Here is a 21,066-nt window from a genome sequence, read left to right on the forward strand (position 1 = left end):
GTGGGCCGCTCAAGAATGGAGTCATGACTGCCAGACACTGCCTCCTCGCCGCCTCGGTGGCCGTGATGTGGGGACTCAACTTCCTCGCGATCGACCTCTCCCTCGACCAGTTCCCGCCGTTCTTCCTCGTCGCGCTGCGCTTCTCCCTCCTCGCGATCCCCGCACTCCTCTTCGTCCCCATGCCGCGGGTGCGGTTCCGGTGGATCCTCGGCTACGGGCTCGGCTTCGGCATCCTCCAGTTCGCGTTTCTCTACTGGGCGATGGCCGCCGGCATGCCCGCCGGACTCGCCTCCCTCGTCCTTCAGGCCTCGGGGCCGTTCACCGTCCTCCTCGGGATGACGGTGCTGCGGGAGCGGGTGCGCGCCTCGCAGATGGCGTTCCTCCTGCTCGCCATGGCCGGGCTCGGTGTCGTCGGGTGGCAGCGGCTCGACTCGAGCGCGAGCTTCCTGCCGTTCCTCCTCACGCTCGCCGGCGCCTTCGGCTGGGCGATCGGCAACATCTGCAACCGGCAGGCGCATTCGGTCGAACCCGTGAAGTTCACGATGTGGATGTCGGTCGTCCCGCCCGTGCCCATGCTCCTCCTCGCCCTGCTCGTCGAAGGCCCCGACCGGATCGGGACATCCCTGACGACGCTGGCGACGCCGACCGGTCTGCTCGGCATCGCCGGGCTCGTCTACACCGTCGTCATCGCCACGGTCATCGGGTCGGGCGTGTGGTCGTGGCTGCTCTCGCGCAACCCCGCCGGCGTCGTCGCCCCGTTCTCGATGCTCGTGCCCATCGTCGGCATGAGCGCGGCATGGTTCGCCTTCGGGGAGACCGTGACCATCGGCGAGCTCTGCGGGGCAGCACTCGTCATCATCGGCGTCCTCGGTGCCGGTCTGCGGGCAGGTGCCGGACTGCGCGCAGGCGTCGGGCCGCGCGCGGCTGCAGGGGCGATCGCCGAGGCGGTGCCCGATCCCGTGCCCATCGTGCCGGAGGCTGCCGATGCCGAGGCTGGGGTCGGGTCGGAGAGCGAGTCGGACGAGGACGTCCCCGCAGGGACGTCTGGCACCCGGTGAGCCTGCCGAGGCGCGATTCGATCACGGTTCTTCTCGCTCCGGTCGTGCGCAGGTCCAGGCCGTCTAGGGTGAGACCATGCCTGACGACCACCACGCTCCGGGTGCCCAATCGCCCGCCTCGTTCCACCTCGGTGGGCCGCTGACGGTCGATGACCTGCTCGCGTCCCCGCGGGGACGGTCACTCGTGCTCAATCTCGTCACCAGTGGCGAGAGCCCGGACTCGGACCAGACGGTTCCGTTCGCTGTTGTCAGCGAAGCGATGCACCGTGCCGTCTGCGTGCTCGACAGGCAGCGAGGGATCGACTCGGCCGTCTACGGCGGCGATGACGGTGAGACCCATCTTCGCAACGTGCAGCCGACCGAGGTCGCGCAAGCACTGCGAAGCCTCGATCCGGTCCCACCGACTCAGACCGACCTCGAACACGCAATGGTCGCGGTCATCGCTGGAGCGATGTACTGGCAGCCGCCGCATTCCGATGCGGTCCTTGCCGAGGATCCGGAGATGGTCGATGCTCTGGGTCCGTGGGCCGAAGCCGTTGTCGACAGCGGACTCCTCGAGACATGGTCGCGTGGTCCCCATGTCGACGACCAGTGGGAGCTGACGTGGGACGACCCGCCCAACCGTGACGCGACGAGGCGGGTGCTCGGTGCGGATCCGACCGATCTCCTCAGTCCTCTCGGCGGTGTGGAGCCGTCGCTGCCGACCGATGAGGCGGCGACGAGTCTGGCTCAGTGGCGTGCAGAAGTGATGGCCGAAGAGGAGTCGTCTCGCCGCGCCTACCGTCTCAGCCCCTTCGACGTCGGCGCGGGGGAGTGGTGGTCGACCCCTGCGGTTGAGCTCTGGTCGACGACCGGGACGTGGCCGAGCGGAGAGCCCATCGGTCTTGGCCTGGTCGAGGACGATTTCGGACTCGAACGAGCGAGAGCGCGACGGGTGCGTCTGCGGGACACCTCCCGCGTGTTCACCGTCAGCGGTCCGGAGCAGTGGGCTGCGCTCTGCCGGAGGTTTCCGCTCGATCTCACCGCGCAGCGGCGAGAGGTGTGGTTCGAAGCCACCGGACGCAAGGGTCGCTGGGTCATCCCCGACTGGTCACGTGTGGCTGAGCAGTTCGACGGCGTCCATGTCAGCCTGGCCGGGTACGTGCGCACCGCCGGTGTCGTCATCGATGTGAGCGACGACAGCATCGTGGATGGACGAGGTGATGCGCCCTTCCGCGGCAACACCGACTGCAACACGGCGAGTCTCATGGCCGGATGGAACCCCGACACGACGTACTGGCTCACCGACGCGATCAGCGGCATCACCGAGGTCGTCGATTGGTCGTTCGACGACGATGCGTACGCGTGGGTGGCTCACCCCGGCCTCACCGTCCGTAGGTGAGCCGGCGGAGCACCACCTCGGCGGGGCCTTTGGCGTTCTTCCTCTCCAACCACGTCGCGAGGCCGAGCGAGACGAGCCAGACGCCGATGGCGAGGAGGAACGCCGGGGTCGTGTTCCACGTTCCGCCGAGGCCGAAGCCCCATGCGGTGAGCAGTGGGGCGAAGATCACCGACTGGAGGAGGTAGAAGCTCAGCGAGCGTTTGCCGAGGTAGGCCACAGGCAGCAGAAGCCTCGGCGGACGGTTCTGGACGCGCAGCCCGATGAGGCCGAACAGAGCCGCGTACCCGATGCCGGCGCAGGCGCCGGTGAGGGAGCTGAGCCCGCTGAAGAGCTGGACGAACGCCGCGTCCTCCGGCACCCAGCCGAGGTATGCAAGAGCCCGGGGCAGCGCCCCGAGGACACCGACGGGAACGCCGATCGCGGCGACGAGGCCGAGACGGGGACGGCGGGCCGCCTCGGCGTTGGGTGCCGTTCCCGACTCCGCCGGTCGCGGTTCGATCCACCAGTGCCGGGCGGCGAGTCCGCCGAGGATGATGGTGATCGGCACGGTGAGCGCGAGCATGCTGAGCACGGTCGCCATCACCCAGACGAGGAGGCGGATGCCGGCGGCCAGCAGGTAGTTCGGTTCGTCCGCACCCTGGGTGAGCAGGCTGCCGAGGATCGTGTTCGCGGCGACGACGTCCTCCCCGTCGGACCCGGCGGCCACCTCGGTGTCGGTCCCGCCGCCCAAGGCCAGCGCCAGTGCGACGAACCCGATCTGGACGAGGACGAAGAGGACGAGGACGCCGGTGAGCACCCACGCGGTGATGGTGAGGATGCGGTCGCGCGCGTTGACGATGAGGTAGCCGAGGGCGAGCCCGCACAGGCCGTACGCGCCGAGGATGTCGCCGCCGAAGAGGAGCGCGGCGTGGACGAAGCCGAAGATGACGAGCCAGAGGTGGCGGCGCAGGAGCATCCGCGTGATCGACTGGGGGCTGTCGCCGGCGGCGGTGCGGTTGCGGGCGAACTGGACGATGCCGTAGCCGAAGAGGAACGCGAACATCGGGTAGATGCTGCCGTCGACGAAGAGGATCGTGAGCACGGACAGCACGACGTCGAGGGCGGAGTCGCTCGGCGGATGGCCGGTCAGGGAGTCGGCGCTCGACGTGCCCCACAGGTAGGCCGAGACGTTGGCGATCCCGATGAGGCAGAGCATGAAGCCGCGGGCGAGGTCGGGAGCGAACGCGCGCCGAGGCGGTCCCGCGGTGGGTGGGGGAGCGGATTGGGGGTGCGGCTGAGGGTGTGGCTGGGGGTGAGGCTGGGGCGGATGGCTCATGCGGTGCCTAACGTGCGGGGAGGGGCAGAGTCAGAGTCGCTGGAGCGGTTACCGGCTCACGGTCTCCGGGGCGAGGCTCGGGGTCTCGTCGATGCCGAAGCGGTGCTTGAGCGCGCGCTGGGCGGCGAACCAGCCGTTCATGCCGTGGACGCCGGGGGCCGGTGGGGTCGCCGCGGAGCAGAGGTAGGCGCCGGGCACCCCGAGGCTGTAGTTGTCCCAGTTCGTCCGCGGGCGGGCGAGCATGCGGTAGAAGGTGATGATGCCGGTGGCGATGTCCCCGCCCTGGTAGTTCTGGTTGTGTCCGGCCATCTCCGAGGCGGGCACCGACCGGTAGTCGACGATCGTGTCGCGGAATCCGGGGGCGAAGCGCTCGAGCTGCCTGATGATGTAGTCGGCGGGGTCGATCGGGCAGTCGAAGGGGACGTGGCAGTACGTCCACAGCGGCCGCAGACCGTTCACCTCGCGGGAGGGGTCGAAGACCGTCGGGTCGGAGACGAGGCAGACGGGGTGGTCGGGCATGCGCCCGGCGACGACGTCGCCCTCGGCCTCGGCCATCTGCGCCCGTGTGCCGCCGAGGTGGACGGTGCCGGCGCGGGCGACGTTCGGGTCGGCCCAGGGGACGGGACCATTGAGCACGAAGTCGACCTTCGCCGCGGCGTTGCCGTGTTTGAAGGCCCGCAGGGCGCGGTCGACGTGGGCGGGCAGGAGGCCGGAGAAGATCTGGGCGGCATTCAGCGCCGAGGTGTCGAGGATGTAGGCGCGGGCCGCGGGCATATCGGAGACGTGGCTGATCCGGGCGTCGGCGGTGACCCTGCCGCCGTGGGCTTCGAGGTCGGCGACGAGTTCATCGGTGATCGCCTGCGACCCGCCGATCGGGGACGGCCAGCCGCCGGCGTGGGCGATCGTCGCGAGCATCGTCGCCGTGGCCGCGGTGCCCATGCCCGGCAGGGGGCCGATCGCGTGGGAGCCGACACCGGTGAAGAGCGCCTGCGTGGTCTCGTGGGAGAGCGGGATGTTCCACGCGGGGCTCGCCTGCGAGAGCAGACGCATCCCGAACTTCACGATGTTCGCGATCCCGTCGACGTCGCGCAGGGTCGGGGGGATCGAGCGCTTGTCGCCGAGGGAGAGCCAGATCGTGTCGTCGACGCGGTCGAGGAGGGGACGGAAGAACCGATCCCATTCCGGGCCGGCCTCGCCGAGGTGGTCGACCGTCGTCGCAAGATCGTGGAAGGCCAGCGCGGCGGGCTGACCGTCGAGCGGTTGGGCGTAGGAGATCTCCGGGGTGGTGAACTCCAGGCCGCGGGCGCGCAGGTCGAAGTCGACGAAGAAGGGGCTGGCGATCGCGAGCGGGTGGACGGCCGAGCAGATGTCGTTCGTGATGCCCGGGGCGAGCCCGAGGTCGAGGGTGCGCGCTCCGCCGCCGATCGTCGGCTGGGCTTCGAAGACCTCGACGGACAGCCCTGCCCTGGCCATCGTCACGGCGGCGGCCAAACCGTTGGGACCCGATCCGACGACAGCGACATCCAGCTCAGTGCTCATGGGTTCAGTCTCTCATGCGCCAGAACGTCGCTTGTGCCTCAGAACTCGCCGAGGCCGTTCTGGAGGAGGTCGCGCAATGCGGAGCGGGCGAGGCCGAGCTCTTCGAAGCCGTCGTACTCGACATCACCGATGGCGACCGCATCCGGTGTCGTCACCCAGTCGCAGAGGACGGTGCTCGACCCGAGTCGATCGGTGCCGAAGAGGAGGAGACTCGCGACGATCGGGGTCTCACCGGCGGGCAGGGCCCGCGTCGCGAGCGTGGCGATCCGCGGATCGAGCGGACGCGTCGGTGAGTCGTCGGGGACGAGGGAGCTCAGTTCGGGCAGCGTCTCCCGCGTCAGCCGCGCGGGGTCGTCGTCATCGTCGAAACTGTCGAGGAGGCCCGCCTCGACTTCGAACACCATCCGCGCCAGGGCACCCGCGAGCACGTTCTCATCGAGCAGCGGCGTGCGCCGGGTGTATCGCTGGATTCCGCCATCCGAGCCGGTGGTGAGGATGAGCGACCAGACGGCGCTGACGTCGACGTCATCCGGCAGAGGCAGGAACACCCAGCCGGCGAAGAGCTCACCGAACGTCGTCACGCCCGGGAGGGAGTCGTCGGGGGCATCCGGGGTCGTCACAGACGGGCCGGCGCTGCCCTCGTCTTCGTCCGATTCCTCGTCATCGTCGTCGAAGGGACTGAACGAGAGCGTCTCGGCGAACCGCGCCTGAGCCACACGGAGCAGCCCCTCGACGAGCTCGCTGCTGACATCCTCGGTGAGGAGTTCGACGTTGCCGGATTCGAACGGGTCGTCATCGCAGATGAGGGCGACGTAGCGGCCGGTGGCCTCATGCCCGGGCGGCAGCGGGAAGACCGTGAGCTGGGACAGTGCCGCCGAGGCCTCTTCGACGAGGACATCGCCGCTGAGCTGGGACAACGTCCTGTCCTGCGCTTCTCCATCCTCCGCGCTGTCATCATCGATCGGCACCTCGTCATCGACCCACGCGTTCGCGGCTTCGGTTTCGACGAGGAAGCCCGAGATCTGCGAGAGGATCGTCGCGTACGACGCCCCGTCGGAGGTGCGCTCGATCCACCCGGTCTCCCCGTCCGCGTTCTCCGTTTCGAAGTACCCCCACACGGTGGTGGGGAAGAACCGCGGCGGGACGGTCTCGATGATCTCGGGGCAGAACAGCCCGAACGGAATGCGTCCGGACTCGGCAGGGGAATCGTTCATCGGTCAATAGTGCCACGTGGTGCCCGGCATCACCGGACGTTAGGCTGGCCGTCATGAACGCGTTCTTCGTCTCGTCCACCCCGATCCCCTCAGCGCTGCGCGGGTTCGCCCGGGCCCACAGCGATCTCGTCGCGCTCACCGAGGATCCCCTGTTCGTGAGTTCGACAGCGCAGTCCCCGACGCGGACCGTCGGCCTCGTCTCCGGCGGCGGCTCCGGTCACGAACCGATGCACGTCGGCTTCGTCGGCCCGGGCATGCTCGACGCCGCCGTCCCCGGTGAGGTCTTCGCCTCACCGCACAACGCGCAGATCTTCGCGGCGTCGCAGGCGGTGGCCGGCCCCGACGGCGTCCTCCACATCGTCAAGAACTACACGGGCGACGTCATCAACTTCGGCATCGCCGCCGAACGTCTCCGCGCCGCCGGCATCCCCGTGGCGACCGTGCTCGTCGACGACGACATCGCCACCGACAGCGACGACACCGAGACCGGCCGCCGCGGCACCGGGGCGACCGTCATCGTCGAGAAGATCCTCGGCGCTGCCGCCGACGCCGGGTGGGGTCTCGACGAGCTTGCCGACCTCGGCGCCGAGGTGGTCGCCCGGTCCCGGAGCCTCGCCGTGGCCGCTCGCGCCCAGACCGATGCCCACACCGGTCGGCCCGCGTTCGACCTTCCCGAGGGCACCCTCGAATACGGCGTCGGCATCCACGGTGAGCGCGCAGCGACCTCGATTCCGCACGACGGCTTCGAGGCTCTCATCGACCGGATGTGCCGTGAGCTCCTCGCCGCGGTTCCCGGCACCCCGGCCGACGACGAGCTCCTCGTCCTCGTCAACGGACTCGGCGCGACGACCCAGATCGAACTCTTCAATGTCCACGACGCCCTCGGTGCCGCCCTCGAGACCGCAGGCGAGTCGATCGCCGCGTCCCTTGTCGGCAGCTATGTCACCGCGCTCGACATGACCGGGTTCTCCCTCACCGTCACCCGCCTGCAGCCGTCCTGGCTCGACTGGTGGAACGCCGCCTCCCGCACCGCGGCGTTCCCCACCCGCGGCGGTGATTCCGCGCACGCCGAGGCGGTGCCGACGGCAGCGGCGACGCGGAGTGCGCAGGAGCCGACGTCGACCGCCGACTCTCTGCGGCAGCGGACGGCAGCCGGTGGGGACACGGATCTCGAGACCGCGGTGCTCCGCCGGTTCGCCGAACTCGTCGAGGAGCAGCACGCCCATCTGACGGAACTCGATCAGGTGGGCGGTGACGGGGACTTCGGGGACAACCTCCGCGGTGGACTGCGCCACGCCACTCGACTCGTCGACTCCTCCGAGGCCGCGGGATTCGCCGCAGCCGAAGCGGCGTTCCTCGGCGGCGTCGGCGGCACGAGCGGACCGCTCCTCGGCCTGCTCTTCCACGAGCTCAGCGCCGGTTACGCCGAACTCGACGCCGACACCCACCGCGAGACCGCGTCTGACCTCTGGAAGCGGGCGACGGCGGCCGGATGCGCGGCGATCCAGCGCGTCGGCGGCGCTGAGACCGGGGATCGGACCGTCGTCGACGTCCTCCATCCCACCGCCTCGGCGTTCGGGAAGGGATTCGCCTCAGCGGCGCAGACCGCCGCCGAGGCGGCACAGGCGACGGCCGACATGCAGGCGAGGCGGGGTCGGGCGAGCTACGTCGACGGCCGCGGAGCCGGCACACCCGACGCCGGAGCCGTGGGCATCTCGCTCCTCTTCTCCGCTGCCGCCGAAGTCTACGAGAAGTAGCCCTAGCCGGTACGAGAAGCAGCCTGGCCCGGCAGCGCGGTCACCGGTACGCCTCGTCGAAGAACGCGCGTTCGAGCCCGACGGCCCGCTGCCACAGATCGGCCAGGCGCTGCCGGGCGGCAGCCGATGCCGCATCGTCCCCGCGCGGGTACACCCGTTCGAGTTCGTCGACGAGGAACTGCACCCAGCCGGTGAAGGCCTCCCCGCGGTGGAGGTCGATCCACCCGGTGTGGAGGTCGCGGCTCGGCATGGCCCGATCCTGCTCGCCCCACTCGAGGTAGAGCCATTCGGCGATGACGAGGACGACGAGGACGTCGGGGTACGACGCCGCGGCGACCGCCTCGCGCATGACGTCGCGGAACCCCGCGGTCACCTCGGTGAGCTGGGGATCGGTGTAGTCCGCGGGCTCCACCCCCACCTCGGCGAAGGCGCGGAGGAAGTACGAATCCTCATCGGCGGCGAGGAACCCGAGCTGCTGGGCGAACCGGAGCTTCGCGGTGATGGTGTCGGCGTGGGCGACGCTGGCGCCGAGCATCGAGAGGAAGTCATCGAAGAACTGGTAGTCCTGGACGAGGTACTTCGCCATCACCGCGTCGTCGACGGTGCCCGCGAAGAGCTCGGAGACGAACCGGTGATGGGTCGCCGCGGTCCACTCCGCCTCGGCGCTCGCCCGCAGCTCGGGCACGGCTCCGCCGGTCGCGACTGTGATCATGATGAGCCTCCATCTTCCTCCGCCGGTGTCACCCGGATCAGGTTCTAAGGGTCTGCGTGCGCACTCTCAGCGCCGGTCGCGGCGCTCCCCTGTGGTGGTTCGAGACTATCAGCCGACCGGTGCCGCCACAGCTGCGTCATGATGGGCGGCCTCGAGCTTCGCGCCGAGCACCTCGGCCAGCCGGACGGCGGCAGGCTGACGGCCGGCCGCACGCTCGCCGGCCTCGACCTCGGCGTTGTAGTTCGTGTTCGTGTTGATGTCGTAGACGACCTGGCGACCGTCGGCGGTGTCGATGAATTCGACCCCGGCGAAGTCGATGCCGAGTTCGGTGAGCAGCGCTTCGAGCCGACCGATGAGCGGGGTGTCCGCGGTGATCTCGTCGCGCCGGGTGAACTGACTGTCGCCGAGGCTGCCGGCCGTCCCGGGAACGGCGCAGGCATCGGCGGGGCAGAGTTCGAAGGAGCCGGCGGAGACGTCGACGGCGACGGCGTAGTGGAAGCGGCCGCCGATGAACTCGGCGCGCGTGATGAACGGCGCGGCCGGCTGCAGGTACTCCTGGACGAGGGTGATGCCGTCGATCGGCTCGGTGGACCCGTCGGGGGCGAAGTCGGCCACGGCGGCCTCGAGCTCGGCGTGCGAGTCGAAGCGGCGCACGCCCAGTCCCTTGCCGCCCTGGTTGTGCTTCGTGATGAACGGGGGCGCGAACCCGGCAGCCACCTCGGCGATCGCCGCTGATCCGAAGGCCGCCGAGGTGGCCGGCACGTCGATCCCGTGCGCGGCGAGCACGCGGTGCTGGCGGATCTTGCTGACCTCGAGCTCGAGGACCTGCGAGCCGTTGACGACGGTGCGGCCTGCGGCCTCGAGCCACGCGAGGACCGCGCGTCCGTACTCCTTGACGTGGGGGTCCGTGCGGGTGTGCGACGATGCCGAGAGTCGGGACCAGAAGACGCCCTCGGGCGGGGCGGCGGCGAGGTCGATCGCGGCACCGGGCAGCAGCCACTCGACGAGCTCGACGCCGAGGTCGGCGAAGGCGTCAGCGAACGGCGGGATCCACTCGGGATTGTCGTGGATGACGTAGACCGCGGGACCGTCCGCGACCGGCAGGGTGTGCGTGCTCATCGAAGTCCTCTCATGCGCCGTGGCTCTGGCAGGTGCGCTGTTATTGCTCAACAATTCTATCGAGTCGGTGATTCCCTGGGTCGTGTCCGCCCTGCGGCGTAGACTCAGGACCATGGCTATCGCAAAGCAGCCCGTGGTCGTTCTCGATGCTCCGGATGCTGGTGAGCTCGCCCAGTTCTACGGCGAACTCCTCGACTGGCAGGTCCGCGTCGACGACGACGGCACATGGGCCGAGATCACGTCCGATTCCTGGCCGCCCATCTGCTTCCAGCAGGTCGAGGACTACCACGCCCCGAGCTGGCCGAGCCAGGAGCACCCGCAGCAGATGCACATCGACGTCATGGTCGATGACCTCGATGCCGCCGAGGCGGAGGTCATCGGGCTCGGCGCCGGGAAGGCCGCCGTCCAGCCGGGGGAGACATTCCGCGTCTTCCTCGACCCGGCCGGTCACCCGTTCTGTCTCTGCGTCAACTGAGACTCAGCGCGACAGCACGTCGTCGACGGCGTCGATGACGGCATCGGGACGCTCATGGGTGACGAGATGCCCGGCGTCCTCGAGGACGACGAGCCTGCCCTGCGGCATCGCGTCGACGATCGTCGCCGCCGCCGCGTTCTGGCGCGAGCGCATCCGCCGCTCGAGCAGTCCCCGCTGCCGACCGCCCTGGAGGACGACGCCGGGCACGTCCGGTCCGCCGTCGCGTTCGAGCATCCGCATGAGCGCGATCGACGAGGTGACATGCCGTTCCTCGCGCAGCGCCATGCGCATCGCCCGCTGGGTGAGCGAGTCGCGCCAGAACAGGGCGAGATCCGCCTCGGTGATCAGCGGTGATGCCCCGTCGGGCAGGAGCGTTCGGGTGAAGCGATCGCCCTGGCCGGCCCGGATGAGCAGCGACCCGAGCCGCATCGAACCGGCGTTGAGGGCCGCGACCGCAGGGGAGAGGATCGCCGAGGCGGTCGCATCGACGAGCACCATCCCGGCGACCCGCTCGGGGTTGAGGTGCGCGAAGAGTCTGACGATCGGTCCGCCCCAGCTGTGGCCGACGAGGACGACCGGCGTGTTCCCGGCGACCTGGTCGACCACCTCGGCGAGGTCGTCGACGATCCGCTCGAGACTGCGCGGACTCCGGTCGTCAGCGCTGCCGCCGATGTTCGCGCGGTCGTAGGACACGGTCCGGGTGCGGGTGGCGACCTCCCGTTGGATGTGCGTCCAGGCAGCCGCCGAGGCACCCATGCCCGCTTCGAAGACGATGCACGGACCAGGCGCCTCACCTGCGGTGACGGTGCGGATGCGGCGGCCGTCGGCGAGCGTGACGATCTCCTCGGTGAGGCCGTCACCGGGATCGAGGTGCGGCGGGCGAGACGAGCCTGAAGTGTCAGATGAATCTGACTTGTCAGACGAGTCAGGGCGGGGCGGAACGGTCATCGCTGCTTCCTTGCCGGAGGTCCGTGTGCTCCCAGGCTAGCCCCTCACCCGCGCTGACGACGGCGGGCGCACCTACGATGGATGCCATGGAGATCATCGCGTCGTTCGCCGACATCGTCCCTGTTCCCTGGGCCAACGGCGCGGGCGAGACGACCGAGCTCGTCTCCCTCGACGCCTCCACGGCGCTCACCCCCGACCGGCGTTCGTGGCGGCTGAGCATCGCCCGCCTCGAGCGGACCGGTCCGTTCTCCTCCCTGCCCGGACTCGACCGGACGTTCCTTCCCACCGACGCCGAGGTGGTCCTCGACATCGCCGGCACCGCGCACCGGGCCGGCCCCGGATCACCGCTGCGCTTCTCCGGGTCCGATGCCGTCGCGCTCACCGACCTCGCGGCCCCGACCTTCGCCGTCAACCTCATGGTCGTCACCGACGAGGCGACGCTGCCGCCGCTGACGATGATGCTCGAGCCCACGACGATCCTCGACCCCACCGGGACGGCAGAGCCCGGCGAGTCCGCTCGGCCGCGGTTCGCACTCGCCCTCACCGACGGCCCGCACTGGCGCCGCTTCGATCTCCTCCGCCTCGGCGACGACGATGCCATGGGGCCGGGGGACCGCCTCGGCGGGATCGGATTCGCCTGACGGGTGACAAGGTTCCTGGACAAACCATGTCAGTCGCCTGTTCCGCCCGTCACACGACCGCGCATCGGTCCAGGTCATGGGGGACGGGCCAGGCGTCGGCGTCCAGACGGCTCTCAGTTTCGGGGGACCCCGGTCAGCGTCTCCGGACCTCGGCGGAGAATACTGGGGAGAGTCACACAGTCTTGGAGGTACGTTGGCGCCGCAGAACAGAGATCCGCATGACCCGAACGATCCCGCAACGGGATCGACTCCGCAGGAGAGCCGGCCGTCCCAGGCCCTGCCGATGGTCACGGAGGAGATGACGGCTGCCCATCAGCCTGTCCTGCCGCCCAACCCGATTCGTCGCGACGGTCCCGTCACCGAGAGCCGGCCGGCGCACACCGAGCCTGTTCACGCCCAGCAGACGGCCGCGCAGCCGACATCAGTCGCGCCCGCGGTCGCCGCGGAGACGACGACGCTCGACACCACCGACGGTGACGAGAGCACGGACGAGAAGAAGGAGAAGGGCGGCAACGGGATCTCCGCGACCCAGCTGCTCGCCGGCGCCGGTGCGGCCGCGACGTCGTCGATCGTCGGCGGCCAGCTCGGTGTGGCCGGAACCGTCATCGGGGCGGGCATCGCGAGCATCGTCACCGCGCTCGCTGTGAGCATCTACAGCAAGAGCATCGAGAAGGGCAAGGAAGCCGTCAAGGAGGTCGGGTCGAAGCTCGCCCCTGCCGTAAAGAAGGGCGCGACCCTCCCGCTCGTCGGCCCCGGTGCCGGCGCCCCCGGCAGCACGAACCCTGACGCCCCCGGCAGCGACCAGACTGCCGTGTACGGCACGGTTCCCGGCAGCACATCCTCAGGCAGCACAGCACCCGGCAGTGCAGATCCGGACGCCACGGCGGTCTACGGTGCCGTCGACGGCGATCCGTCGCGCACCGATTCGGCGTTCGGCAACCTCGACGAGACGGAGGCGAACGCCGAGGCGGCCGCGGGCACAGATGCCGACGACGAGCCGAAGTCGTGGCTGCAGAAGCTCAAGCGCAAGCGCGTCCTCTACCCGGTGGCCATCGGCGTCGCCGCGTTCGGCATCGGCCTCGGCGGCGTCGTCATCGCCGAGAACCTCACGCAGGCCGACATCTCGCCGGGCACCTCGCAGATCTCGCGATCGGTGACCGGCGACTCCGGCAGCGGCGACGAGTCCGGATCGTCATCGAGCGACGGCGGCAGCGACGGCGGTTCGAACTCCGGGAGCTCGAGCGGGGAGAGCGGCAGAAACACCAGCAGCGACAGCAGCTCCTCGACGTCGGGGGAGAGCGATCAGAGCTCGACGTCCTCGTCGAACAGCGATCAGACCGGCACGGATCAGGGCACGAACTCGAGCAGCGACACGAGCGGCACGTCCTCGGACACCTCCGGGTCGAGCAGCTCGAGCTCGGACTCCTCGTCGACCTCGGACGGCTCGGGCAGCAGCACGAGCAGCGACTCGGGAACCTCCGGTTCGGGCAGCAGCGGCAGCGGCTCGGATTCCGGTGGCAGCGGCTCGAGCAGCGGATCCGGCTCGGGCGGCAACGGCTCGAGCGGATCGGGTGGTTCCGGCAGCGGCGGCTCCGGATCCGGCTCAGGCAGCAGCGGCTCCGGCGGCAGTGCCGCCGGCTCCCAGGGCTGACCCGCACCACACCCGGGACCCGCCTCGGGGCGTGATCCGCCCCGGGGCGTTGCTGTTCCCCCACGCCCCCATTAGCCTTGGACGCGTGAGCACACCAGAAGCATCCAGGACCGGGCTGTCGGCACGCCGATAGTCCGGAGATCCTCATCCCGGCACCGGCAGTGCCAGACGGTTCATCCCTGACGCTGCTGTGTCCGAAAGGCTGCTTCATGCCTGTGCTGCTCTATCTCCTTGCCCTCGCCGTGTTCGCGCAGGGCACCTCCGAATTCGTCCTCGTCGGTCTGCTCACCGACATCTCCCGTGATCTCGACGTCTCCCTCGCCGAGGCGGGGCTGCTGACCACCGCATTCGCCGTGGGCATGGTCGTCGGCGCCCCGGTGATGGCGGCGGCGAGCCGTCGGTTCTCGCCGCGGTTCGCGCTGACGGGTTTCCTCGTCGTCTTCGTCCTCGCTCATGTCGGCGGTGCGCTCACCGACTCGTTCCCCGTCCTCGTCGCCACCCGCAGTCTCGCCGCTGTCGCCAATGCGGGGTTCGTGGCGGTCACGCTCGCTCTCATCCCCCGACTCGTCGCCCCCGGGCGACAGGGTCGGGCGATCGGGGTCGTCCTCGCCGGGACGACGCTCGCGCTCATCGCCGGGGTGCCGGCGGGGGCGTTCCTCGCCGCCGGCTTCGGCTGGCGGTCGGCGCTGTGGGTGATCGCCGCCCTCTGCGTGCCCGCGCTCCTCGGCGTTCTCGCGGCCGCCCCGGGAGGGACCGCGCACGCGGCCGACCGGATTCCGCTGCGCGCCGAGCTCTTGTCGCTGCGCTCCCCGGACCTCCTCGTCGTCATCGCTGTCGCGGTGCTCGTCAACGCCGCGACGTTCGGGGCGTTCACGTATCTCGCGGCGGTCACCGAGGTCGCGCACGGTCTCACCGGTGCCGCCGTGCCCGTGCTCCTCGCGGTGTTCGGCACCGGCGCCTTTTGCGGGGTCAGCGTCGCCGGTCGGTTCGCCGATGCACGGTGGAGGCGGCTCCTCGGGGTGCTCGGGCCCGTCCTCGTGCTCACCTGGATCGGGCTCGCCCTCACGGTCACGGGGGCGGGGACGGACGGCCGCCTCGGCGCGGTCATGCTCTGGGTGCTCACCCCGCTGATCGGATTCCTCTCGTTCGCGATCGGCAGCACTCTCATTGCGCGCATCGTCGCCACTGCCGCCGGTGCCCCGACACTCGGCGGGTCGTTCGCGACGGTCGCGCTCAACCTCGGTGCGGCGGTCGGACCGGTCCTCGCCGGGCTCGCCCTGCAGCGGTTCGGTCTCATCGGGCCGTTCGGTGTCAGCGCCGTCTGCGCAGGTCTCGGCATGGTCGTCATCCTCCGGCGGCTGTCCCTTGTGCGGGAGTGAGGCGGGCGCATACTGGACACATGCCGGAACTGCCCGAGGTCTCAGCGCTCGTCGACTTCCTCACCCCGCGTCTCGTCGGTGAGTTCATCGCGCAGGTCGACATCGCCGAGCTCTCGCTGCTGCACACCGCCGACCCGCCGCTCGACGCCGTCATCGGGCTCGAGATCACCGGGGTGAGGCGCGTCGGCAAAGCGCTCGTCATCGACTTCGACGGGCTGTCCCTGGTGTGCCGATTCGCCCGCGCCGGCTGGCTGGTCTGGCACGATGCCGCGCCGTCGACGCCGGTGCGGATGGGGAAGGGGCCGCTGGGGATGCGGGTCACGTTCGCTTCTGGTTCAGGGTTCGACCTCACCGAGGCGGGGACGAAGAAGAATGCGTCCGTGTCCCTCGTCCGCGACCTCGGCGATGTCGCTGCGCTCGCCGATGCGGGTCCCGACGCCCTGGAGATCACCGCGGAGCAGTTCGCCGCCGCGCTCGCCGGGACGACCTCACGGGTCAAGACTGTGCTCGACGATCAGAGCGTCGTCGCGGGCATCGGCAACGCCTTCTCCGACGAGATCCTCCACACCGCGAAGATCTCCCCGTTCGCGACGGCGAACAAGGCCGATGCCGATGCCGTGTTCGCAGCGATGACCTCGGTGCTCACTGCGGCACGGGAGGCGCTTTCGGGGCTGCCCCCGGCGAAGATCAAGGCCGCGAAGAAGAAGCTGCTGCGCGTGCACGGGAGGACCGGTCAGACGTGCCCGGTGTGCGGGACGACGATCGCCGAGGTCTCCTTCACCGACCGGTCGCTCCAGTACTGCCCCGGGTGCCAGACCGGTGGGAAGCGACTGAGCGACCGACGCATGGACCGCCTCCTCAAATAGCGGCGGCTGAGGCCGAGGGGTCGATGATGACGAAGCAGCCCCACAGCCGAACACCACCGACCGTGACCCGCAGCGACGTGGGCGCCAGGATTCCGAGGTCGAGCTGGCGGTGAGCACCGTGGAGTGCGCGCCGGTACGAGCCTCGGGCCCAGCCACTCTGAGAGTCCCGCTGCGGCACCTTTCGGACCGAACCGCAGAGCGGTGTTGAAGCACTGGCTGAAGCGGTGCTCGTCCGGTGGAGCCAGCGTGTCTCCTCAGCGACCGGGCGGGATTGCCGACGCAATCGATCCTGGGGAAGCAGTGGTCTTCTCGCGTTGTCAGGCGTTGTCGCGCAGGTGCGCGGAGGCAGCTCTGGTCAGGTTGGCAAACGCCGACTGGAGCGGCGTGATGGCGTGGCTTCCGTGGTCGCCGTGAGCGCGTCGGGCAACGGCGAGGCCGATGGTGAGCTGCTCAGCCAGCGGTCGGACAGCGATCGATGTCCGCAATGGCAGTCCTGAGGGATCCGGGATCAGTGCGACCCCCAAGCCGGCGCTGACCATTGCAATGAGAGTGGAGGTCTCCGTTGCGGTCTGGACGATGCGAGGGCGGAACCCCAGTTGTCGGTAGAGCTCCCAGACTGCAGACGCCACCGTGGAAGAGCGGGGATAGCTGACAAGGCCGGTGTCGGCCAACTCTGCCACGCTCACCGGATGCCCTTGAGGAGAACGGCAGATCGCGGGATGGTTCATCGGGAGAATCGCCACGATCGGAGTCTGTTCGAACTCGTCGAGTATGAGTTCGCCCGATTGCACTGGCGGCCGCAGTACAGCGATATCGATGCGGTTCTCAAGCAGGGCGTTCTCCATCTGGGGTGTGAGCATCTCACCGGAGATCTGAAGACGCACATTGGGGAGCTCGGTCTGCGCGCGTCTGACGACCTCAGGCATGAGCCTGTATGTTGCCGTTCCCGAGAACCCGACCCGGAGAACACCGGCGGCACCGCGGCCCACTTCCGCAACGTCGAACTCTGCGGCTTCGACGTCGGAGAGCAGCTGCCGGGCTCGATCCATGAGGAGCAGCCCCGCCTCGGTGACCTCGACTCTGCGCGTCGTTCGCTCGAACAGTGTGGTGCCGAGTTCGGCTTCGAGCTGTTTGATTTGGTTGGAGAGCGGAGGCTGGGCCATGTGCAGTCGATCTGCAGCGCGCCCGAAATGCTTCTCCTCTGCCACTGCAAGGAAATAGCGCAGGTGTCTCAGTTCCATAGGGGTTCCAATCACGGTTGACGCACGCGAGAAATCAAGCCCGGCGTGATCATTGCCGAACGGCCTCTCGGACCTCGATTCATATCGTCATCATATGAAAAGAGGAAAAACCTGTACTTCTGTATCTTGATCGTCAACTCTACAGTGATTGAGATCACTGGGAATCCTCGCTGTGATTCTGCGCGGGGACCGAGCTGGGAGATGACATGACTGACGCAACGACGCATCGGACGGGAAGCCACGAGACGAACCCCGAAGACACGCTGGACGGCGGACGGAGGCGCAACTGGTGGCTCGTCACACTTGGACCGCTGGCTGGTCTCGTCCTCGCCGCAATCCTGCCTGACTCCCTCTCGTTCGAGGGCCGGGCTGTGGCCGGGTGCGGGCTGTGGATGGCGCTGTGGTGGATGACCGAGGCTGCGCCCATCCCAGTGACTTCGCTTCTCCCGCTGGTGCTGTTTCCCCTGTTCGGAATGGGAGAGATGAAAGCCGTGGCGGCCCCTTACGCCGATCCGGTGATCTTCCTGGTCCTGGGTGGCGTCATACTCGGTCTGGCTGCTGAGAAGTCTCGGTTGCACCTGCGTGTCGCGCTCGTGACCATTCGCCTGGTGGGCACCAAGCCATCGCAGATAGTCCTCGGACTCATGATTGCTTCTGCGTTCGTTTCTGCGTGGGTCTCGAACACCGCCACCGCAGTCATCATGGTTCCCATCGCCGTCTCGATCATCGATCTCGTGCGGAGAGTGAACAGGCAGGCAGTCGGTCCGAAGTTCGCCGCGTCGATGCTTCTCGGTGTTGCCTACGGAGTGACGATCGGATCGACGGCAACGCTGATCGGCCAGCCCCCGATGGCGCTCATGAAGGGCTATCTCAGTGAGGCCTATGACTTCGACATGGGGTTCGGCACCTGGATGCTCATCGGGATCCCGTGGGCGATCGTCATGCTGTTCATTGCATGGGCGGTTCTCACCAAATTGGTGTTCCGTCCAGAGGTCGACAAGCTCCCAGGAGGTGAGGGTGTGATCCGCGAGGAACTCGCGAAACTCGGGCGAATGACCACCGCGGAGCGCCGAGTGTCGGTGATCTTCTTGGTGGCGATCTTCTTCTGGGTCGCTGTTCCGTTTCTCGCGCAGATTCCGTGGCTGGCCGCCAACGCCGCCTTTCTCGGGTCAATCGATGACGCGCAGGTTGCAATGGCTGCGGCGATCGCCTGTTTCATCGTGCCCGCTGGGGGCGGCACGAACGGCAGCGACGGGCGGGCGCTGTTGCGATGGTCGGACGCGAAGGAGGTCCCCTGGGGCCTGCTGCTGCTCTTCGGCGGAGGCCTGTCCCTGTCGGCGATGTTCACTGCCACGGGTTTCTCAGGATGGGTGGGAGAGCAGGTTGCCGGTCTGACGGGCCTGCCCCCATGGCTGATCATCGTCGCAGTCATTGTCGTAGGTCTCGGCTTGACCGAGCTGACATCGAACACCGCTACCGCAGCGGCGTTCCTGCCGATCTTCGGTGCCGTCGCGGTGGGGGTCGGCCTCGATCCGCTATTCATGACGATTGCGGTGACCCTCGCTGTCTGCTCCGCCTACATGCTTCCAGTCGCGACGCCCTCCAACGCCGTGGCGTTCGGCACGGGTGAAGTCTCCATCAAGCAGATGATGCGTGCGGGACTGTGGTTGAACGTCATCTCACTCGGGTTGATCATGATCGTCATGTATACGCTGGTTCCAGTCGTCTTCGGGGTCTCTCTCTGATCGTGTGACCCGCCCGCCCCTCACTCCGCGCAGCAGTGGCCGCCGGAGTCGGGGGCCGGCACGTCGAGGACGGGGGAGCGGTCGAAGAAGCCCTCGGGGCGCAGCTTGAAGCCGACGGTATCGACGGGCATGATCGGCCAGTCCTCGACGCGTGGAAAGTGCGTGAGCCCGAACGTGTGCCACACGACGATGTCCTCACCGTCGACGCTGCGGTCGGCCTGCGTCCATGTCGGCAGGCCGGCATGACCGGCGTGCTGGTTGGGGAAATCGCCGGTCGGGTACCGCTCGTCGACGTCGTACTGGCTCACCCACAGCGCCTTCGACGCGAACGTCGCCCGCTTGTGGACCGAGGACTCCTCGGCGGCGAGCAGCGTCGGCAGACCGGCCGGATGGAGTTTGTAGGCGACGGGCTCGCCGAGGCGGTTGATCGACTCCGGGTTCGACACCACCCACGTCCGGGCCACCGACTGGTCGGCGTCGCGCTGGGCCGCGAGCTCCGTGGCGAGCAGGGTGCGCTTGCGGGTGAAGGCGTTGCCGCGCGGGTTCTCATCCGAGACCGGCAGCCGGACGACGTCCTCCTCCTCGACCCGGCAGCCGCCGCCGTCGAGGGCGAAGTCGAGGCGGGCGCCGAAGAGATGCTGGTGGAACGGGGCGCCGAGCCCCGGTGCGATCTCCGAGGCGAAGTCCGTCGAGCCGTTCGGCAGCGCCGAGGTGAAGACCACGCCCGTCGCCTTCGCCTCGAACTCGATCGTCCCGTCGAGGTAGAGGTACCAGTAGAACCCGTAGTCGTAGTTGCCGACGGTGGTGAAGAACGAGACGACGAAGCGCCGGTTGCGCCGCGTGTAGGCGACCCCCGACCACAGGTCCGAATGCTTCGCGAGCACCCCGGCATCCTCCTCGTGCATGCAGATGCCGTTGCGGATCTGCCGCGGCTCGCCGAGGTTGTTGACGACCCACGGGGAGAGGTAGGTGATGTCGCCGAGGCAGTCGCACCCGAGTTCGAGCGAGTTCGCCCACTGGCCGACGAGGTATTCGCCGGTGTCGAAGTAGTTCTGCCACGACCGCACCGGGGAGGGATCGCCGTAGGGGACGACCATCTCCGCGATCGCGGCCCGGTCGAGGATCCGCCGGGTCTCATCCCCGTCGGTGAACGCGATGTTGTGGAGGACGAGACCCTCGCGCATGTCGAAGCCGACGTCGAAGGACCACTTCTCCCAGTCGATGTGGTTGCCGTCGGTGACGGTGAAGCTCGGTCCCTCGGGCTGGGTGATCGAGATCGGCTTCTGTGTCGTGCGCAGCGGACCGGTGAGCTCGGGGTCGGTGTAGTTGCCGTGCTCGGCCGGGATCGGCACGTCCTCGAGGTCGAGGACCTGGTCGACGCTGCGGTTCGTCACATCGACGTAGGCGACGAGGCCGTCGATGGGGTGCGCCCACGCGCTGTCGGAGGCGTGCTGCTGGTGGAACGCGAGCCCGCGGAGGATCCGCCGTCCCGCCTCGTCGGGGTATTCGAAGACACCGGCCGACAGGGGAGCGACCCGGACCTCGTCGAGGGCGAGACCGCGCCGGGCGATCGCCTCCTGCCACGCGGGATCCTCGCTGAGCACCTGTTCGACGATCTCGAACTCCTCTTCCATGACGGGGAACTCGCCGGCGACGGCGGAGTCGACCTCGGTGACGGATTCGACGCTGCGGTGGGTCGCGGACACGACGATGTCACGGGCGGTGCCGGCTTCCTTGTCGCTGACGAGGACGCGGAACCGGCGATCGACGGTGCTGGCGTCGCGCGCGGTGCCGCGGACGGGATCGAGGAGCCCGAGGTAGGCGATCCGCGCCGCGGCAGGGAAGAGATCGGCGTCGCGGAGCGTGTCGACGACCGTCGTCATCTCGTCATCCGTGGCCAGGGAGTAGGGGGTCTGGGGAGTCATCGTCCACCTCTGCGGTCTGAGGGTTCCAGGAATCTGGGGGTTGGCGATCAGGGGTTGGCGTGAGCCGGATCACGTTATAATCTACACTCGTAGGAAATAA

The 21,066-nt window shown here is 68.8% G+C and carries 17 protein-coding genes and 1 riboswitch; of the genes, 9 read left to right on the forward strand and 8 right to left on the reverse strand.

Features of this window, described 5'->3' with window-relative positions; translation table 11 throughout:
- Positions 1-23 precede the first annotated feature (23 nt).
- Together ACFQ91_RS06465 and ACFQ91_RS06470 are read left to right on the forward strand one after the other, a co-directional pair.
- Positions 24-1,058 carry an EamA family transporter gene (locus ACFQ91_RS06465; RefSeq protein ID WP_198500528.1) on the forward strand — a complete coding sequence of 345 codons (1,035 nt, stop codon included), beginning with the start codon at positions 24-26 and terminating at the stop codon, positions 1,056-1,058.
- A gap of 76 nt (positions 1,059-1,134) precedes the next feature.
- Entirely contained in the window at positions 1,135-2,439 is a 1,305-nt protein-coding gene (locus ACFQ91_RS06470) for a hypothetical protein (protein ID WP_198500529.1), read from the forward strand.
- Here the strand turns inward: ACFQ91_RS06470 and ACFQ91_RS06475 are convergent.
- Genes ACFQ91_RS06475 through ACFQ91_RS06485 form a run of 3 tightly spaced genes read right to left on the reverse strand, consistent with a single transcriptional unit; the run spans position 2,423 to position 6,507 of the window.
- Positions 2,423-3,754: a DUF418 domain-containing protein gene (locus ACFQ91_RS06475; RefSeq protein ID WP_232623834.1), complete on the reverse strand. Its 1,332-nt coding sequence runs from the start codon at positions 3,752-3,754 to the stop codon at positions 2,423-2,425. The genes ACFQ91_RS06470 and ACFQ91_RS06475 overlap by 17 nt on opposite strands.
- 48 nt (positions 3,755-3,802) lie before the next feature.
- Positions 3,803-5,293: an NAD(P)/FAD-dependent oxidoreductase gene (locus tag ACFQ91_RS06480; protein ID WP_198500530.1), complete on the reverse strand. Its 1,491-nt coding sequence runs from the start codon at positions 5,291-5,293 to the stop codon at positions 3,803-3,805.
- Positions 5,294-5,331: 38 nt separating this feature from the next.
- On the reverse strand, positions 5,332-6,507 hold the full coding sequence (locus ACFQ91_RS06485; protein ID WP_198500531.1) for a hypothetical protein: 1,176 nt from the start codon (positions 6,505-6,507) through the stop codon (positions 5,332-5,334).
- Between the two features lie 53 nt (positions 6,508-6,560).
- On the opposite strand from ACFQ91_RS06485, the gene ACFQ91_RS06490 reads away from it, so the two are divergent.
- Positions 6,561-8,264 carry a dihydroxyacetone kinase subunit DhaK gene (locus ACFQ91_RS06490; RefSeq protein ID WP_376871546.1) on the forward strand — a complete coding sequence of 568 codons (1,704 nt, stop codon included), beginning with the start codon at positions 6,561-6,563 and terminating at the stop codon, positions 8,262-8,264.
- A 40-nt stretch (positions 8,265-8,304) separates the two neighbouring features.
- Here the strand turns inward: ACFQ91_RS06490 and ACFQ91_RS06495 are convergent, their stop codons facing one another.
- Both ACFQ91_RS06495 and ACFQ91_RS06500 read right to left on the reverse strand, forming a co-directional pair.
- A complete protein-coding gene (locus tag ACFQ91_RS06495) occupies positions 8,305-8,976 on the reverse strand; it encodes a TenA family protein (protein WP_198500533.1) in 672 nt (223 codons plus the stop codon).
- A riboswitch (TPP riboswitch) is annotated at positions 8,973-9,077 on the reverse strand. (Overlaps the previous gene by 4 nt.)
- Before the next feature lie 7 nt (positions 9,078-9,084).
- Positions 9,085-10,095, reverse strand: coding sequence for a RimK family alpha-L-glutamate ligase (locus ACFQ91_RS06500; RefSeq protein ID WP_198500534.1), 1,011 nt, complete (start codon positions 10,093-10,095; stop codon positions 9,085-9,087).
- A gap of 112 nt (positions 10,096-10,207) precedes the next feature.
- Here ACFQ91_RS06500 and ACFQ91_RS06505 point away from each other — a divergent pair, with 112 nt between their 5' ends.
- Positions 10,208-10,570, forward strand: coding sequence for a VOC family protein (locus ACFQ91_RS06505; RefSeq protein WP_198500535.1), 363 nt, complete (start codon positions 10,208-10,210; stop codon positions 10,568-10,570).
- Between the two features lie 3 nt (positions 10,571-10,573).
- Here ACFQ91_RS06505 and ACFQ91_RS06510 read toward each other — a convergent pair whose 3' ends face one another.
- Positions 10,574-11,518, reverse strand: a complete 945-nt coding sequence (locus ACFQ91_RS06510) for an alpha/beta fold hydrolase (RefSeq protein WP_198500536.1) — start codon at positions 11,516-11,518, stop codon at positions 10,574-10,576.
- 86 nt (positions 11,519-11,604) lie between these two features.
- On the opposite strand from ACFQ91_RS06510, the gene ACFQ91_RS06515 reads away from it, so the two are divergent.
- From ACFQ91_RS06515 to ACFQ91_RS06530, 4 genes are all read left to right on the forward strand, one after another.
- Positions 11,605-12,159 (forward strand): HutD family protein, encoded by a 555-nt coding sequence (locus ACFQ91_RS06515; protein ID WP_198500537.1) that lies wholly within the window; start codon positions 11,605-11,607, stop codon positions 12,157-12,159.
- 298 nt (positions 12,160-12,457) lie between these two features.
- The gene (locus ACFQ91_RS06520; protein WP_198500538.1) at positions 12,458-13,810 is read left to right on the forward strand and encodes a hypothetical protein; all 1,353 of its coding nucleotides are present in this window, start codon (positions 12,458-12,460) and stop codon (positions 13,808-13,810) included.
- A gap of 209 nt (positions 13,811-14,019) precedes the next feature.
- The gene (locus tag ACFQ91_RS06525) at positions 14,020-15,189 is read left to right on the forward strand and encodes a Cmx/CmrA family chloramphenicol efflux MFS transporter (RefSeq protein WP_198500539.1); all 1,170 of its coding nucleotides are present in this window, start codon (positions 14,020-14,022) and stop codon (positions 15,187-15,189) included.
- Between the two features lie 20 nt (positions 15,190-15,209).
- Positions 15,210-16,055 (forward strand): DNA-formamidopyrimidine glycosylase family protein, encoded by an 846-nt coding sequence (locus ACFQ91_RS06530; protein WP_198500540.1) that lies wholly within the window; start codon positions 15,210-15,212, stop codon positions 16,053-16,055.
- Positions 16,056-16,372: 317 nt separating this feature from the next.
- Here the strand turns inward: ACFQ91_RS06530 and ACFQ91_RS06535 are convergent, their stop codons facing one another.
- Entirely contained in the window at positions 16,373-17,296 is a 924-nt protein-coding gene (locus tag ACFQ91_RS06535) for a LysR substrate-binding domain-containing protein (protein ID WP_198500541.1), read from the reverse strand.
- 206 nt (positions 17,297-17,502) lie between these two features.
- On the opposite strand from ACFQ91_RS06535, the gene ACFQ91_RS06540 reads away from it, so the two are divergent.
- Complete coding sequence (locus tag ACFQ91_RS06540) at positions 17,503-19,041, forward strand: DASS family sodium-coupled anion symporter (RefSeq protein ID WP_198500542.1); 1,539 nt, start codon at positions 17,503-17,505, stop codon at positions 19,039-19,041.
- A 20-nt stretch (positions 19,042-19,061) separates the two neighbouring features.
- Here ACFQ91_RS06540 and ACFQ91_RS06545 read toward each other — a convergent pair whose 3' ends face one another.
- Positions 19,062-20,966: a primary-amine oxidase gene (locus ACFQ91_RS06545; protein ID WP_198500543.1), complete on the reverse strand. Its 1,905-nt coding sequence runs from the start codon at positions 20,964-20,966 to the stop codon at positions 19,062-19,064.
- Between the last annotated feature and the right edge of the window lie 100 nt (positions 20,967-21,066).

The sequence above is a fragment of the Brevibacterium sp. NPDC056726 genome (genome assembly GCF_042790515.1).
GTDB lineage: Bacteria > Actinomycetota > Actinomycetes > Actinomycetales > Brevibacteriaceae > Brevibacterium > Brevibacterium sanguinis.